16 protein-coding genes are annotated in these 15,488 nt (G+C 68.8%); 13 read left to right on the top strand and 3 right to left on the bottom strand.

Annotation, left to right across the window (positions count from 1 at the left end; all coding sequences use genetic code 11):
• The first annotated feature begins 106 nt into the window (after nucleotides 1-106).
• Together secD and secF are read left to right on the top strand one after the other, a co-directional pair.
• Nucleotides 107-1,957, top strand: a complete 1,851-nt coding sequence (secD, locus tag BEI_RS02135; RefSeq protein ID WP_097787961.1) for a protein translocase subunit SecD — start codon at nucleotides 107-109, stop codon at nucleotides 1,955-1,957.
• A 9-nt stretch (nucleotides 1,958-1,966) separates the two neighbouring features.
• Complete coding sequence (gene secF, locus BEI_RS02130) at nucleotides 1,967-2,890, top strand: protein translocase subunit SecF (protein ID WP_097787960.1); 924 nt, start codon at nucleotides 1,967-1,969, stop codon at nucleotides 2,888-2,890.
• A gap of 76 nt (nucleotides 2,891-2,966) precedes the next feature.
• Here the strand turns inward: secF and BEI_RS02125 are convergent, their stop codons facing one another.
• From BEI_RS02125 to BEI_RS02115, 3 genes are all read right to left on the bottom strand, one after another.
• A complete protein-coding gene (locus BEI_RS02125) occupies nucleotides 2,967-3,917 on the bottom strand; it encodes an IS481 family transposase (RefSeq protein WP_097787959.1) in 951 nt (316 codons plus the stop codon).
• A gap of 84 nt (nucleotides 3,918-4,001) precedes the next feature.
• A complete protein-coding gene (locus BEI_RS02120) occupies nucleotides 4,002-4,349 on the bottom strand; it encodes a hypothetical protein (protein ID WP_227644544.1) in 348 nt (115 codons plus the stop codon).
• Between the two features lie 243 nt (nucleotides 4,350-4,592).
• Nucleotides 4,593-5,387 (bottom strand): inositol monophosphatase family protein, encoded by a 795-nt coding sequence (locus BEI_RS02115; protein ID WP_097787957.1) that lies wholly within the window; start codon nucleotides 5,385-5,387, stop codon nucleotides 4,593-4,595.
• A gap of 149 nt (nucleotides 5,388-5,536) precedes the next feature.
• On the opposite strand from BEI_RS02115, the gene trmJ reads away from it, so the two are divergent.
• The 11 genes from trmJ to hisS all read left to right on the top strand — a co-directional run bounded on the left by trmJ (nucleotide 5,537) and on the right by hisS (nucleotide 15,471).
• Nucleotides 5,537-6,286 (top strand): tRNA (cytosine(32)/uridine(32)-2'-O)-methyltransferase TrmJ, encoded by a 750-nt coding sequence (gene trmJ, locus BEI_RS02110; RefSeq protein ID WP_097787956.1) that lies wholly within the window; start codon nucleotides 5,537-5,539, stop codon nucleotides 6,284-6,286.
• A 76-nt stretch (nucleotides 6,287-6,362) separates the two neighbouring features.
• Nucleotides 6,363-7,226: a serine O-acetyltransferase gene (gene cysE / locus BEI_RS02105; RefSeq protein WP_097787955.1), complete on the top strand. Its 864-nt coding sequence runs from the start codon at nucleotides 6,363-6,365 to the stop codon at nucleotides 7,224-7,226.
• Nucleotides 7,227-7,335: 109 nt separating this feature from the next.
• On the top strand, nucleotides 7,336-7,806 hold the full coding sequence (locus BEI_RS02100; protein ID WP_097787954.1) for an Rrf2 family transcriptional regulator: 471 nt from the start codon (nucleotides 7,336-7,338) through the stop codon (nucleotides 7,804-7,806).
• Between the two features lie 47 nt (nucleotides 7,807-7,853).
• Entirely contained in the window at nucleotides 7,854-9,002 is a 1,149-nt protein-coding gene (locus tag BEI_RS02095) for an IscS subfamily cysteine desulfurase (protein WP_097787953.1), read from the top strand.
• 25 nt (nucleotides 9,003-9,027) lie between these two features.
• The gene (locus tag BEI_RS02090) at nucleotides 9,028-9,354 is read left to right on the top strand and encodes a HesB/IscA family protein (RefSeq protein ID WP_097787952.1); all 327 of its coding nucleotides are present in this window, start codon (nucleotides 9,028-9,030) and stop codon (nucleotides 9,352-9,354) included.
• A gap of 168 nt (nucleotides 9,355-9,522) precedes the next feature.
• Complete coding sequence (ndk, locus tag BEI_RS02085; protein WP_097787951.1) at nucleotides 9,523-9,951, top strand: nucleoside-diphosphate kinase; 429 nt, start codon at nucleotides 9,523-9,525, stop codon at nucleotides 9,949-9,951.
• A gap of 61 nt (nucleotides 9,952-10,012) precedes the next feature.
• A complete protein-coding gene (gene rlmN / locus BEI_RS02080) occupies nucleotides 10,013-11,140 on the top strand; it encodes a dual-specificity RNA methyltransferase RlmN (RefSeq protein ID WP_097787950.1) in 1,128 nt (375 codons plus the stop codon).
• A gap of 112 nt (nucleotides 11,141-11,252) precedes the next feature.
• On the top strand, nucleotides 11,253-11,972 hold the full coding sequence (pilW, locus tag BEI_RS02075; RefSeq protein WP_097787949.1) for a type IV pilus biogenesis/stability protein PilW: 720 nt from the start codon (nucleotides 11,253-11,255) through the stop codon (nucleotides 11,970-11,972).
• 29 nt (nucleotides 11,973-12,001) lie between these two features.
• Complete coding sequence (locus tag BEI_RS02070; RefSeq protein WP_097787948.1) at nucleotides 12,002-13,024, top strand: RodZ domain-containing protein; 1,023 nt, start codon at nucleotides 12,002-12,004, stop codon at nucleotides 13,022-13,024.
• A gap of 7 nt (nucleotides 13,025-13,031) precedes the next feature.
• The gene (ispG, locus tag BEI_RS02065) at nucleotides 13,032-14,147 is read left to right on the top strand and encodes a flavodoxin-dependent (E)-4-hydroxy-3-methylbut-2-enyl-diphosphate synthase (RefSeq protein ID WP_097787947.1); all 1,116 of its coding nucleotides are present in this window, start codon (nucleotides 13,032-13,034) and stop codon (nucleotides 14,145-14,147) included.
• Entirely contained in the window at nucleotides 14,125-15,471 is a 1,347-nt protein-coding gene (gene hisS, locus BEI_RS02060) for a histidine--tRNA ligase (protein WP_097787946.1), read from the top strand. The genes ispG and hisS overlap by 23 nt, the downstream gene beginning before the upstream one ends.
• Nucleotides 15,472-15,488 lie beyond the last annotated feature (17 nt).

Below are 15,488 nucleotides of genomic sequence, written 5' to 3'. Positions count from 1 at the left end.
GGCAGCCCTGCGACACCGAGGCGGGGCCCGGCCGACCGGCTCCGCCCGGTGCTCGTGATGGCATAGCGTCCGTCTCCATCATCAGCAACCTGAGGGCAGGGCCCCCATGCTCAACCGATACCCCCTGTGGAAGTATCTGCTGATACTCCTCGTCCTCCTCGTCGGCCTGATCTACTCCCTCCCCAACCTCTTCCCCGAGGATCCGGCGGTCCAGATCAGCAGCGACCGGGGCGACACCACCCTCGACGAGCGCCGCCTCGAGCGCCTCGAGGCCTCCCTGACCGAGGCCGGCATCGATATCCAGGCCGTCGAGCGCAATCCCGGCAACGTCCTCATCCGCCTCCACAACGCCGATGACCAGATCCAGGCCCGCGACCTGATCAGCGAGGCCCTGGGCGACGACTACGTGGTGGCTCTCAACCTGGCCGAGTCCACGCCCTCCTGGCTGGAGTCCCTGGCCGCCTCCCCCATGACCCTGGGCCTGGACCTGCGCGGCGGCGTGCACTTCCTGCTCGAGGTCGACATGGAGGCCGCGCTGACCCAGCGCCTGGAGGTCAATGCCAGCGCCATGCGCGAGACGCTGCGCGACGAGCGACTGCGCTACCGCAACACCGAGATCGACGGACGCTCGATCCGCATGGACTTCATGAACGCCGAGGACCGCGACGAGGCCCGCCGGCTGATCAGCCGCGAGTTCCCGGAGTTCGAGTACCGCAACCTCGATCGCGCCCGGGGCGCGGGCCTGGCCATGACCCTGACCGACGTGGCCGTGGAGGAGATCCAGGACTACGCGATCAACCAGAACCTGACCACGCTGCGCAACCGGGTCAACGAACTGGGCGTGGCCGAGCCGCTGGTCCAGCGCCAGGGGCCGGCACGCATCGTCGTCGAGCTGCCCGGCGTGCAGGACACCGCCGCCGCCAAGCGCATCGTCGGCGCCACCGCCAACCTGGAGTTCCGCCTCGAGGCCCGCCCGGACACCCCCGAGGCCGAGACCCAGACCTTCCCGTTCCGCAACCAGCCGGAGCGTACCGCCACCCTGATGCGCGACGTCATCATCACCGGCGACAGCGTCTCCAACGCCAACCATAGCTTCGACGAGAACGGCCGCCCCCAGGTGAACATCAACCTGGACGGCACCGGCGGCACCCTGATGAACCGCGCCACCCGCACCAATATCGGCCGCAACATGGCGGTGCTGTTCATCGAGCACAAGACTCGCGAGCGCACGGTGCTCGAGGACGGCGAGGAGGTCACCGTCCGCACCCCCTACACCGAGCGGGGCATCATCAGCCTGGCCACCATCCAGAGCGCCCTGGGCAACAGCTTCCGCATCACCGGGCTCGACTCGCCCACCGAGGCGGCGGAGCTGGCGCTGCTGCTGCGCTCCGGCTCGCTGGCCGCGCCGATCTACTTCGCCCAGGAGCGTACCATCGGACCGAGCCTCGGCGCGGAGAACATCGAGCGCGGCGTGCTCTCGGTGCAGATCGGCCTGCTGCTGGTGGTGGCCTTCATGCTGGTGCGCTACAAGGTGTTCGGCGTCTTCGCCAACCTCGCCCTGGCGCTCAACCTGACCCTGCTGGTGGCGGCCATGTCGCTGCTCGGGGCCACCCTGACGCTGCCCGGCATCGCCGGCATCGTCCTGACGCTGGGCATGGCGGTGGACGCCAACGTGTTGATCTTCGAGCGCATCCGCGAGGAGCTGCGCACCGGCCTCTCGGTGCAGCAGGCCATCCACGCCGGCTACGAACGCGCCTTCACGTCCATCGTCGACGCCAACATCACCACCCTGCTGGTGGCGTTGATCCTGTTCTCGATCGGCACCGGGCCGGTCAAGGGCTTCGCCGTGACCCTGTCGCTGGGCATCCTGACCTCGCTGTTCACCGCCCTGATGGTGACCCGCGCCATGGTCAACCTGTGCTATGGCGGCAAGCCGGTCAAGAAGCTCTGGATTTAAGAGGTGGCCATGCAATCCCTGATCCAACGACAGTTCGACTTCATGGGCAAGCGCCGGCTGGCCTTCGCGGCCTCGGCGGCGATGCTGCTGGTGTCGATCGTCTCGCTGCTGGTCCAGGGCCTCAACCTGGGCCTGGACTTCACCGGCGGCACCCTGGTCGAGGTCCGCTACGCCACGGCGCCGGCCCTGGACGGCGTGCGCCAGACACTGGAGGCCGCCGGCTTTCAGGACGTGGCGGTGCAGACCTTCGGCGCCTCCACCGAGGTGCTGATCCGCCTGCAGCAGGCCTTCGAGGCCGGCGTCGGCGACCGTGTCGTCGACCTGCTGGCCCGCGGCGGGGCCGACGTCGAGCTGGTGCGCGCCGAGTTCGTCGGCGCCCAGGTCGGCGACCAGCTGCGCGACAAGGGCGGCCTGGGCCTGCTGGTGGCGCTGGGCATCGTGATGCTCTATGTGGCCTTCCGCTTCCAGTACAAGTTCGCCCTCGGCGCCCTGCTGGCCCTGCTCCACGACGTCATCATCGTGGTCGGCGTCTTCTCGCTGTTCGGCTTCGAGTTCGACCTCACCGTGCTGGCGGCGGTGCTGGCGGTGATCGGCTACTCGCTCAACGACACCATCGTGGTCTACGACCGCATCCGCGAGAACATCCGCAAGTCGCGCATCGAGGACATGCCGACCATCTTCAACGAGGCCATCAACCAGACCCTGTCGCGCACCCTGGCGACCTCCGGCACCACCCTGCTGGTGCTGCTGGCCCTGGTGACCCTGGGCGGCGACATGATCCACTTCTTCGCCGTGGCGCTGATCCTCGGCGTGCTGATCGGGACCTTCTCGTCCATCTATGTGTCCGGGGCCCTGCTGCTGCCGCTCAAGCTGCAGCGCGAGGACCTGATCCCGGCCCCCAAGGAGGACCCGGAGGCCGAGGAGCTGCCCTGAGCGCCTCGCCCGCCCACGAAAAAAGCCACCCGCCCGGGTGGCTTTTTTTCGTGCCGGTCTCGATGCCGTCGGGCGCCTAGGTGTGTAAACCCACCAGGTTGTTCACGGAAAGGCCTAACCGGTGAACCGGAGAGCAGTAATCCAAACTGGCATGCGGCCGATGCCAGTTGTACTGGTGCAGCCAGGCCGGCAGATGTTGCCGGCGCTGCTCCGAGCTCTCGTAGGACCGCGCATAGGCCCATTCGCGAAGGGCGGTTTGAATAAACCGCTCTGCCTTGCCATTGGTGCGTGGGGTATAAGGGCGAGTGCGCTTGTGCGTTAGCCCCAGGCGCCGGCACAGGCGCTGGAATGCCTTGGATTTGTAACAGGCGCCGTTGTCGGTCAGGACACGGGCGAAGCGAACCCCGAGCCGCCGGTAATAACGCATCGCGTCCAGCAGCGCGTAACACGCGCTCCAACCGGTTTCATTGGGATAGAGGGTGCCGAAGGCCACCCGTGAGTGATCGTCGATAGCGATATGGACATACTCCCACCCCGCGCCGGGCGTGTTCTGCTGGCGATCGCCCGTCACCCGATGGCCCGGGCGTTCGAAACGTCCCAACTTCTTGATATCCAAGTGCAGGAGATCCCCTGGCGCGTCATGTTCATAGCGGTTATCAGGCCTTGCCGGTGACAGCAAGGCCAGCCGGTTCAGCCCCTTGCGCTTGAGGATCCGCGCCACCGTGCTCTGCCCGATGCCCAGCGCCCGGGCGATCTGGCGATAGGTCTGACGCTGCTGACGACGTTCGATGACCTGCTCCACGGTGGCGGCATCGGTGGCACAAGGGCTCCGCCCCGGGCGCGACGAGCGGTCTTGAAGCCCCGGGAGGCCTTCTTCGCGGAACCGGCGGACCCACTTGTAGACCGTTCTCACACTGACGCCCTGAGCTTGAGCCACTTCCCTTGGCCGTATCCCTTCATCGATGACACGACGTGCCAGCAGGGCTCGACCATGTGGGGTAAGACGGGCATTCTGGTGAGTGTTCATCCGGACCTCCTGGAGCGATTGGTTGGTTCGCATCTCCAGTCTTCCGGGTAGGTTCCGGATGAACAACCTACCGAGAGATCACACCTAGGCGACGCCCTGGGCATCGTCCGGCGAGAAGACCTCGCGGGCATGGTGATACAGCACGCCGGCGTAGCCGTTGCGCTGCATGACCTTGAGGATCTTGGCCGGGTTCTCGTCCTGGAGGGCACGGCGCAGCTTGTCCTGCTGTTCGGCATCCAACGCCTCGTGCCAATGGTAGGGCTCGCCATTCGCGCTGGCCTCCTCGGCACGGCGGATCAGGTCCATCTCGACCCGGCCCCCGTAGCGGTACAGGAGGTCATAGCCTTCCTGGAGGTGCAGGGCAGGCACATCGCAGGGCTTCTCCAGGCTTTCCAGCACGTTGTAGTAGTAATAGCTGAGCGGTTCCATCATCACTCCTCTCGCGGGTGAGGGTCATGGCCCGGCTTCGGCGAGCGTCGACGCCGGGGACGCATGAAGCCGGGGCGCCGAACGCCACCGGTCACCCCCAAGCTACACCCACTGGCCCGCTCAGAACAGCCTTGTGAATGTCACCGGATGTAACCCCTACCGAACGCAAGACGCCCCCGCGGCAGGACCGCGGGGGCGTCTCGAGGGTTCCCGGCAGCGGGAGCGCCGCCAAGCCGCGGCGTTCCCTCAGAAGTGAGGCTTGAGCTGCTTGAGCAGGGCCTTGAACAGGCGCGGACCGGCGGCCATCAGCTGCCCCTCGACGCTCACCGACGGCTGGCCGTCCGGCGTGCCCTGCAGCGCGCCGGCCTCCTTGAGCAGCAGCGAGCCGACCTGCAGGTCCTGCTCTTCGAGCCCCAGCCCCAAGGCGGCATCGACCCGGCCGGCGGCCAGCTCGGCCAGGTCCAGCAGGCCGCTGCCGGAGGCGCGCACCAACTCCACGTGGGGCGCCAGCTGCTGGGTCAGGGTCAGGTAGGACGGCAGCAGGCGGGCGCGCAACCCGGCCTCGGGCAGGCTCATGGCGATGCGCGTCCCGGTGATCGAGGTGGCCTTGGAGACGCGGATGCGCTTGCCGTTTAGCTGGGCGCCACGGCCCCGGCTGGCCAGATACTCGTCATCGCTGAAGGGGCAGATCACCACCGCATGCTCCGGACGGCCCTTGACCAGGCAAACCAGCGACAGCGCGAAGCCGGGGGCGGCGACCGCCAGATTGGAGTAGCCGTGGAAGGGTTCGATGCGCCACAGCACGTCGCGTCCCTCGCCCTCACCGGCACGGTAGGGGGTGTAGCGACCGACGACGCCATGCTGGGGATAGCCGCGGGACAGCTGTCGCACGATCAACGTCTCGGCGTTGCGGGCGGTATCCTCGAGCAGCTTGTCGAGGTTGTGTTCTTCGTGGGCGTTCTCGATGCGCTCACGGACACGCAGGAACTGTTCGCCGGCACTGCGAGCGGCACGCAGCGCGAATTGGACCATCGGATGCATGATCGGGCCTTGGGGAGTCGGTGGTGTTAAAGAACGGGTCGGCGCGCATCCTAGCAGAAGCGCGAGTCCCGCGCCACGCGCTAAGCTCGACCCCAGCATGCTAGACTGCGCCTTTTCCCATCTTCGACAGCTCCAACCGGAAGTCTCCCATGCTCGAGCACATCCGCATCGTCCTGATCGGCACCAGTCACCCCGGCAACATCGGCGGCACCGCCCGCGCCATGCACAACATGGGCCTGACGGACCTGGCCCTGGTGGCGCCACGCTGCGAACCGCTGACCGCGGACACGGTGTCGCGGGCCTCCGGGGCCGACGCCCTGGTCCATGGCGCCCGGACGGTGGAGACCCTGGAGGAGGCGGTGGCCGACTGCACCCTGGTGGTGGGCGCCAGCGCCCGCTCGCGCACCCTGCCCTGGCCGATGATCACGCCCCGCGCGCTCGGCGAGCGGCTGCCCGAGGAGCTCGCCGCACCGGAGCGCCGCGTGGCGCTGGTGTTCGGCCGCGAGGACAGCGGCCTGACCAACGCCGAGTTGCAGCGCTGCCACGCCCACGTGCACATCCCCACCAACCCGGATTTCAGCTCCCTGAACCTGGCCGCCGCGGTCCAGGTCCTGGCCTACGAATGCCGGCTGGCCTGGCTCGCCCGGCAGGAGGCCGAACCGGAAGCCCCCGCGCCCGAGCAGCCGCTGGCCAGCCATGAGGAGCTCGAGCACTACTTCGCCCACCTGGAGCGCACCCTGATCGCCATCGGCTTCCACGACCCGACCACCCCGCGCCAGCTGATGGCCCGGCTGCGGCGCTTCACCCTGCGCGCCCGGCCGGAGCGCATGGAGCTCAATATCCTGCGCGGCATCCTGTCCTACACCGAGCGCCTGGTACCGCGCCGCGAAGACGACTGAGCCCACGGCTTGAAGCCGTCCCGCCGCACCCCCACTATGAAGGAATCGTCTCGCTCCTCCACCCAAGGATCGCCGCATGTTTCAACGTCTGCGCGAGGACATCAACAGCGTATTCGCCCGTGACCCGGCGGCGCGCAACTTCCTGGAAGTGCTCACCAACTATCCCGGTCTGCATGCCCTGCTCGCCCACCGCCTGAGTCACTGGCTGTGGCGCAGGAACCTCAAGTGGCTGGCCCGCACCCTGTCGAGCCTGGCCCGCTGGTTCACCGGCATCGAGATCCATCCGGGCGCCACCATCGGCCGGCGCTTCTTCATCGATCACGGCATGGGCGTGGTGATCGGCGAGACCGCCGAGGTCGGCGACGACGTCACCCTCTATCAGGGCGTCACCCTGGGCGGCACCAGCTGGAACAAGGGCAAGCGCCACCCCACCCTGGAGGACGGCGTCATCGTCGGCGCCGGCGCCAAGATCCTCGGTCCCTTCTCCGTGGGCGCCGGGGCCAAGGTCGGCTCCAACGCCGTGGTCACCAAGGAGGTGCCGGCCGGCGCCACCGTGGTCGGCATCCCCGGCAAGGTGGTCCAGCGCCGCGAGCCCGACGAAACCGAGCCGCTCGCCGTGGATCCCGAACGCCGGGAAGCCATGCGGCGCAAGTTCGGGTTCGACGCCTACGGCGTGAGCCAGGACATGCCGGACCCGGTGGCCCGCTCCATGCAGGCGATGCTCGACCACATGCACGCGGTGGACGAGCGCATCGAGCGCATGTGCTCGACGCTGCGCAAGATCGATGCCGGGTTTCGCGACGGTCGCCTCCCCGAGCTGGACGACGAGGACTTCGCCAACATCCTGGAGGATGCCGAGACCGGCTGCGGCCAGCGCGGCGAGGCCACCGAGGGCGCCTCTCCCCAGGCGCCGGCCGACAAGCCCCGAGACAATGGTTGACCGCCGCACTCGGGCTTTATCATAATGATTCGCCTATCCGACGCCCGTCCGGGCGTCGGCCCGATTCACCGACTACCGACGCCCGCGCCGGTGCCGAGGTGAGTGCCCCATGCGCCTGACCACCAAGGGACGCTACGCCGTCACCGCCATGCTCGACCTGACCATGAATGCCGACGAGGGCCCCATCAGCCTCGCCGACATCTCGAAGCGCCAGGAGATCTCGCTGTCCTACCTTGAGCAGCTGTTCGCCCGCCTGCGGCGCGCGAGACTGGTCGACAGCGTGCGCGGCCCGGGCGGCGGCTACCTGCTCGCGATGAACCCCGACGCCATCTCGGTGGCCCGGGTCATCGACGCCGTCAACGAATCGGTGGACACCACCCGCTGCGGCGGGCTCTCGGACTGCCAGCAGGGCGATACCTGCCTGACCCACCACCTGTGGAACGAGCTGTCCGAGCAGATCCACGGCTTCCTCGAGGGCGTGACCCTGGGACAGCTGGCCGGGCGCGAGGAATTCCGGCATATCGCCGAACGCCAGCGTCGCCGCCTCGACGACGACCAGATCCCGACCGCGTCCCCCTGACATCGACGGCCTCGCCGTCCCCGATCCGCCACCATCGCCACGAGCCCATGAGCGCACCCGTCTACCTCGATTACGCCGCCACCACCCCGGTCGATCCCCGGGTCGCCGAGATCATGAGCCGCCACCTGACCCTGGACGGCATCTTCGCCAATCCCGCCTCGCGCAGCCATATGCTGGGCTGGCAGGCGGAACAGGCCGTGGAGGGCGCCCGCCGCCAGGTCGCCGACCTGATCGGCGCCGATCCCCGGGAGATCGTCTGGACCAGCGGCGCCACCGAGGCCGACAACCTGGCGCTGACCGGCTTCATGCGCGCCAACCGGTCGCGGGGCCGCCACCTGGTGACCTCGATCATCGAGCACAAGGCGGTGGTGGACACCGCCAGGGCCCTGGAGCGGGAAGGCTTCGAGGTCACCTGGCTGACCCCGGAGACCGATGGTCGGATCACCCCCGAGGCGCTGCGCGCGGCCATGCGCGAGGACACCGTCCTGGTCTCGCTGATGGCGGTGAACAACGAGCTGGGCAGCATCCACGACCTGGCCGCCCTGGCCGAGGTGGTCCATGCCGGCGGGGCCGTCTTCCATGTGGATGCCGCCCAGGCGGTGGGCCGGCTGCCTCTGGACGTGTCGAGCCTGGGCATCGACCTGATGTCGCTGTCCGGCCACAAGGCCTACGGCCCCAAGGGCATCGGCGCCCTCTACGTCAGGCGAGATCCGGACATCCGCCTCGAGGCGCTGATCCACGGCGGCGGCCACGAGCGCGGCATGCGCTCGGGCACCCTCCCGACCCACCAGATCGTCGGCATGGGCGAGGCCTTCGCCATCGCCGGCCGCGAGGGGGACGCCGACCAGGCCCGCATCCGCGACCTGCGTGACCGCCTGCTGGCCGGCCTGGAGGACCTGGAGGGCATCCATCGCAACACCGCCATCGAGACGGCGGTACCCAACATCCTCAACCTGGCCTTCGAGGGCGTCGATGGCGAGTCGCTGCTCATGGCGCTGCGCGACATCGCCCTGTCCACCGGCTCGGCCTGCAATTCGGCCAGTGTCGAGCCATCCTATGTACTGAAGGGCATCGGCGTGCCCCGTCGCCTGGCGCTGGCCTCGCTGCGCTTCAGCTTCGGACGCTTCACCACCGAGGCCGACATCGACCGGGCCCTGGAGGCCCTGCGGCACGCCCTGACCGGGCTGCGCCGATAGCCTCATTTTCCTGCAGGAGACCATCATGGCGCACCTATCGATCACCACCGCCGCCGCCGAGCAGATCCGCCGGGTCCTCGACGAGCGCGGGCACGGCCTGGGCCTGCGGGTCTCGGTCAAGCCCAGCGGCTGCTCCGGCTACAGCTACGTCCTCGACTTCGCCGACGAGGCCGCCAACGACGACGTGATCGTCGAGGAGCACGGGGTCAAGGTCTACGTGGCCCCCGAGGCGCTGGAGATGCTCGACGGCAGCGAGGTCGACTACGTGTCCGAGGGCCTGAACCGCTACTTCCGCTTCCGCAACCCCAACGTCAAGGACGAGTGCGGCTGCGGCGAGAGCTTCAGCGTCTGAAGCGCGCCGTGGGCGCGATTGTTCATTGCCGCCCCGGAGCGGTATACTCTGCGCCCAACCGGCGCCCGGCGCCGGACCGCACCGATTCCCCGTCCCCGCGCCGCCCCGGTCCTCCCGGGGCGGCGCGGGGCGTCACGCTCGTCACTTTCCAGACTGGAGACACGCCCCATGGCTACCGAACGTACCCTGTCCATCATCAAGCCCGACGCCGTCGCCAAGAACGTCATCGGCGAGATCGAGAGCCGCTTCGAGAAGGCCGGCCTGCAGATCGTCGCCGCCAAGATGCTGCACCTCTCCCAGGAGCAGGCCGAGGGCTTCTACGCCGAGCACAAGGAGCGTCCCTTCTTCGGCGACCTGGTCGGCTTCATGACCTCCGGCCCGGTGATCGTCCAGGTGCTGGAAGGCGAGAACGCCATCGCCGCCAACCGTGACCTGATGGGCGCCACCAACCCGAAGGAAGCCGAGCCCGGCACCATCCGCGCCGACTTCGCCCAGTCCATCGACGCCAACGCCGTCCACGGTTCCGATTCCCCGGAATCCGCGGCCCGCGAGATCGCGTACTTCTTCCAGGACAGCGAGATCTGCCCGCGCGGCTGATTGCCTGTCGCCGGCGGGGGCGTTCTGCCCCCGCCCGCCCCCACCGACTCCCCTGATTGCCATGACCGCCACGACCGCTCCCCAACGCACCAACCTGCTCGGCATGACCCGCCAGGAGATGGAAGCCTTCTTCCTCTCCATCGGCGAGAAGAAGTTCCGTGCCGCCCAGGTGATGAAATGGATCCATCATGAGGGCTGCGACGACTTCGCGGCCATGACCAACCTGTCCAAGGCACTGCGTGCCCGCCTGGAAGAGGTCGCCGAGATCCGGGGCCCCGGCGTGGTCTACGAGGGCACCTCCAGCGACGGCACCCGCAAGTGGGTCCTGGAAGTGGAAGACGGCAGCTACGTGGAGACGGTGCTGATCCCCGCCGAGAACGGCAAGCGCCGCACCCTCTGCGTGTCCTCACAGGTCGGCTGCTCGCTGGACTGCAGCTTCTGCTCGACCGGCAAGCAGGGCTTCCAGCGCAACCTCACCGCGGCCGAGATCATCGGCCAGGTCTGGGTCGCCAGCAACAGCTTCGGCCCGCGCAAGGACACCGCCAACCGTCCGGTCACCAACGTGGTGATGATGGGCATGGGCGAGCCGCTGCTGAACTACGACAACGTCGTGCCGGCCATGAAGCTGATGCTCGACGACAACGGCTATGGCCTCTCCAAGCGCCGCGTCACCCTCTCCACCTCCGGCGTGGTGCCGATGCTCGACCGGCTCGGCGACGAACTCGACGTGAGCCTGGCCATCTCGCTGCATGCCGCCAACGACGAGTTGCGCAACGAGCTGGTACCGCTCAATCGCAAGTACGACATCCGGACCCTGCTCGACGCCTGCCAGCGCTACCTGGCCAAGTGCGACGACACCCGGATGATCACCATCGAGTACACCCTGATCAAGGACGTGAACGACCAGCAGGAGCATGCCCGCCAACTCGCCGAACTGCTCGACGAGCTGCCCTGCAAGATCAACCTGATCCCGTTCAACCCCTTCCCTCACTCGGGCTACGAGAAGCCATCCCGCAACCAGGTGATGCGTTTCCAGCAGTGGCTCTACGAGCTCGGCTACACGGCCCCGATCCGCTCGACTCGCGGCGATGACATCGATGCCGCCTGCGGCCAGCTGGTGGGTCGCGTCAAGGATCGCACCAAGCGCCATGCCCGCTACATCCAGTCGATCCAGCTGGACGCCGACTGAACGGGGTCGTCGCCTTGACTTCCATCGGGCACGACGCTTTGATGATCGGGCTTTTTTTCATCAACGGCCGGGAGGTGCGCGCCGTGCACCGCCCGCCTTCCGAGAGGATGCCATGACACGTCGCCCGCCCGGTCTTCGACAGTTCACCGTCACCATCCTCCTGGCAAGCACCCTCTGGTTGACCGGTTGTGCCTCCCAACCCGGCCCGACCACGCCCAGCGCGGACGCCGACCCGGTGGACGCCTACACCCGGCTGGGAATGGCCTACCTGGAGCGCGTCAACCTGCCCCGGGCCCTCTCGGCCCTGGACCGTGCCCTGGAGATCGCCCCCGAGGACGCCGAGGCCCTCCAGGCCATGGCCATCGTCTACCAGCGCCAGGGCGAGGCGGCGCTGGCCGACGACACCTTTCGTCGCGCCCTCGAGGCCGCCCCCGACCTGACCCGGGCACGCAACAACTATGCCGCCTTCCTGTATGATCAGGGACGCATCCGCGAGGCCTGCCACCAGCTCGAGCAGGCCGCCGCCGATACCCAGTACGCCAACCGCGCCCAGCTGTTCACCAACCTGGGCCAGTGTCAGCGCCGCCTCGGCGACCTCACGGCCGCCCGCGAGAGCCTGATGCGCGCCCAGAGCATCGATCCGCGCCAGCCGGGCAGTTACCTGCGCCTGGCCCAGCTCGATTACGAGCAGGGCCATTACGCCCGCGCCGAGCGCCAACTCGAGACCTTCATGCGCCTGGCCGGCCCCACGCCGGCGGCGCGGCGGCTGGCACGCGACCTGGATCAGGCCCGTGGCGACCGGGTGGCGGCGTCTCCCGATGACGCGCCCTGACCCCGTTTCCCAATGAAGGATGCCCCGCCATGAGCGACACCCCACATCAGGAGCCCGACGTCTCCGCCGCCCAGGCTTCGCCCGGCGAGATGCTACGCCGCGCCCGCGAGGCCATGGAGCTGTCGCGGGACGAGGTCGCCGAGGCCCTGAACCTGCGCCCGGCCGTGATCGACGGTCTGGAGCGAGACGACTACGACGAGGTGCCGATCGCCACCTACCGGCGCGGCTACCTGCGCAGCTACGCCAGCCTGCTGGACCTGGACCCCGAGCAGGTGCTGGCCGCCTACCAGGCTCGGGTCGGCACGGACGACCTGGAGCGCAAGGTCACCCCGGTGCACGTGGTCAACAAGCCGCCCTCGCGCCTCGGCGCCTGGTTGTTCCGCCTCGCCACCCTGGTGGTCATCGCCGGCCTGGTCGGCCTGACCCTGCTGTGGTGGCAGAGTCGCGGCGGCAGCCAGCCGCCCACCCCGGGGGACAACGCCCCGGTGGCCGTGGACAGCCTCGACGGCACCACGACCATCACCGGGGACGATGGCGAGCCGGTGACCGGGAACGCCGGGACGGACGAGGACTGGAGCAGCCGAGTCGCCACCGCCGCCGAGCAGCCGGCGCCCGCCGAAGCCCCCGAGTCGCCGGCCCCGGCCGCCGCCGAAACCGCCTCCCCGTCGCCGGCCGAGCCCGAGTCCGGCACCGACGCCCCCGCGACCGAGGAGGCGATCGCCACCGCCGGCACCGAAGCGTCCCCCGAGGCCGAGCCGTCCGGCGAGACGGACGAGGCGGCCCCCGCCCCCACCGAGCCGACCGGGGACGCTCGAGTGCTGGAGCTGACCTTCAACGAGCAGTCCTGGACCGAGATCTTCGACGCCAACAATGAGCGCGTCTTCGTCGGTCTTCAGGAACCCGGCACCACGGCGCGCGTCGAAGGCGAGCCGCCCTTCCGCCTGACCGTGGGCAACGCCACCGGCGTCGAGCTCGTCTGGCGCGGCGAGCCCGTGGACCTGGCGCCGCGTACCGGCGCCAACAACGTCGCCCGATTCACCCTGGGAGAATGAGTCCGACATGCACGCTACATCGCCCATCACCCGACGCCAGTCGCGCCGCATCCATGTCGGCCAGGTGCCGGTCGGCGGCGGCGCCCCCATCTCCGTCCAGAGCATGACCAACACCGACACCCTGGACGTGGCCGCCACCGTGGCGCAGATCCGCCAGCTGGAGACGGCCGGCGCCGACATCGTGCGGGTCTCGGTGCCCAGCATGGACGCCGCCGAGGCCTTCGGCCGCATCAAGCGCGAGGTGGACGTGCCCCTGGTGGCGGACATCCACTTCGACTACCGTATCGCCCTGCGCGTCGCCGAGCTGGGCGTCGACTGCCTGCGCATCAACCCCGGCAACATCGGCCGCGAGGACCGGGTCCGGGCAGTGGTGTCGGCGGCCCGGGACAACGGCATCCCGATCCGCATCGGCGTCAACGCCGGCTCGCTCGAGAAGGACCTGCAGAAGAAGTACGGCGAACCCACCCCCGAGGCCCTGGTCGAGTCGGCGATGCGCCATATCGACCACCTGGACCGCCTGGACTTCCCGGACTTCAAGGTCAGCGTCAAGGCCTCCGATGTCTTCATGGCCGTGGCCGCCTACCGTGACCTGGCCGGCCGTATCGAGCAGCCGCTGCACCTCGGCATCACCGAGGCCGGCGGGCTGCGCTCGGGCACCGTCAAGTCGTCCATCGGGCTGGGCATGCTGCTGATGGACGGCATCGGCGACACCATCCGGGTGTCGCTGGCCGCCGATCCCGTCGAGGAGGTCAAGGTCGGCTTCGACATGCTCAAGAGCCTGCGGCTGCGCGCCAAGGGCATCAACTTCGTCGCCTGCCCCAGCTGCTCGCGCCAGAACTTCGACGTCATCGGCACCATGAACGCCCTCGAGGAACGCCTCGACGACGTGCTCACTCCGCTCGACGTCTCGGTGATCGGCTGCGTGGTCAACGGGCCCGGCGAGGCGAAGGAGAGCGACATCGGCCTGACCGGCGGCAGCCCCGCCAACCTCGTCTACATCGACGGCAAGCCGGCCAGCAAGCTGCGCAACGACCACCTGGTCGACGACCTGGAGCGGCTGATCCGCGACAAGGTCCGCGAGAAGCAGCAGGCCGAGCAGGATGTCATCGCCCGGGACGCCTGATCCCCGGCGCCCCGACAAGGAGCAAGCATTGAGCAAGAAGATCCAGGCCATTCGTGGCATGAACGACCTGCTGCCGGACCAGTCCCCCCTCTGGCAGTACTTCGAGGGCCAGGTGCGCGCGCTCATGGGCCGCTACGGCTATGACGAGATCCGCACCCCCATCGTCGAGCAGACCGCGCTGTTCAAGCGCTCCATCGGCGAGGTCACCGACATCGTCGAGAAGGAGATGTACACCTTCGAGGACCGCAACGGCGACAGCCTCACCCTGCGGCCCGAGGGCACGGCGAGCTGCGTGCGCGCCGCCCTGGAGCACGGCCTGCTGCACAACCAGACCCAGCGCCTCTGGTACCAGGGCCCGATGTTCCGGCACGAGCGTCCCCAGAAGGGCCGCTACCGCCAGTTCCACCAGGTCGGCGTGGAGTGCTTCGGCCTCGAGGGGCCGGACATCGACGCCGAGCTGATCCTGCTGTCGGCCCGGCTGTGGAAGCAACTCGGCCTGTTCGAGCACGTCACCCTGGAGCTCAACTCCCTGGGCTCCCCGGAGGCCCGCAGCGCCTACCGCGACAAGCTGGTGAGCTACTTCGAGGCCCACCTTGATGTCCTGGACGAGGACTCGCGCCGGCGGCTGACCACCAACCCGCTGCGCATCCTCGACTCCAAGAACCCGGACATGGCGGCCATGCTGGCCGACGCCCCGCGGCTGATGGATCACCTGGACGAGGCCTCGAAGGACCACTTCGAGCGGCTCACCGCCATGCTCGACGCCGCCGGCATCGCCTACGTGGTCAACCCGCGCCTGGTGCGCGGCCTGGACTACTACACCCGCACCGTCTTCGAGTGGACCACCACGGCGCTGGGCAGCCAGGGCACGGTCTGCGCCGGCGGACGCTTCGACGGCCTGGTGGAGCAGCTCGGCGGCAAGCCGGTGCCCGCGGTGGGCTTCGCCATGGGCATCGAGCACCTGGTGCTGCTGCTCGACACCCTGGACCTGGTCCCCGACGAGGCCCGCGGCGAGCTGGACGTCTACCTGCTGCCGATGGACGAGGCCGCCGAGCCCGCGGCCCTGCTGCTGGCCGAGCGGCTGCGCGAGGCCATGCCCGAGCTGCGAGCGCAGCTGCACTGCGGCGGCGGCAGCTTCAAGAGCCGCATCAAGAAGGCCGACAAGAGCGGTGCCCGCCTGGCGCTGCTGCTCGGCGAGGACGAGCTGGCCGAGAACGCCGTGACCCTGAAGTTCCTGCGCGAGGACCGCGAGCAACAGCGCCTCGAGCAGGCGACCCTCGCCGAGACCCTCACATCCCTGCTGGCAGGCGAGCCCCTCGCCTGACGGCCCGCGGAAGCAAA

This window comes from Halomonas beimenensis, assembly GCF_002549795.1.
GTDB classification, from domain to species: Bacteria; Pseudomonadota; Gammaproteobacteria; order Pseudomonadales; family Halomonadaceae; genus Halomonas; species Halomonas beimenensis.
This window is presented reverse-complemented; position numbering and strand designations above follow the sequence as displayed.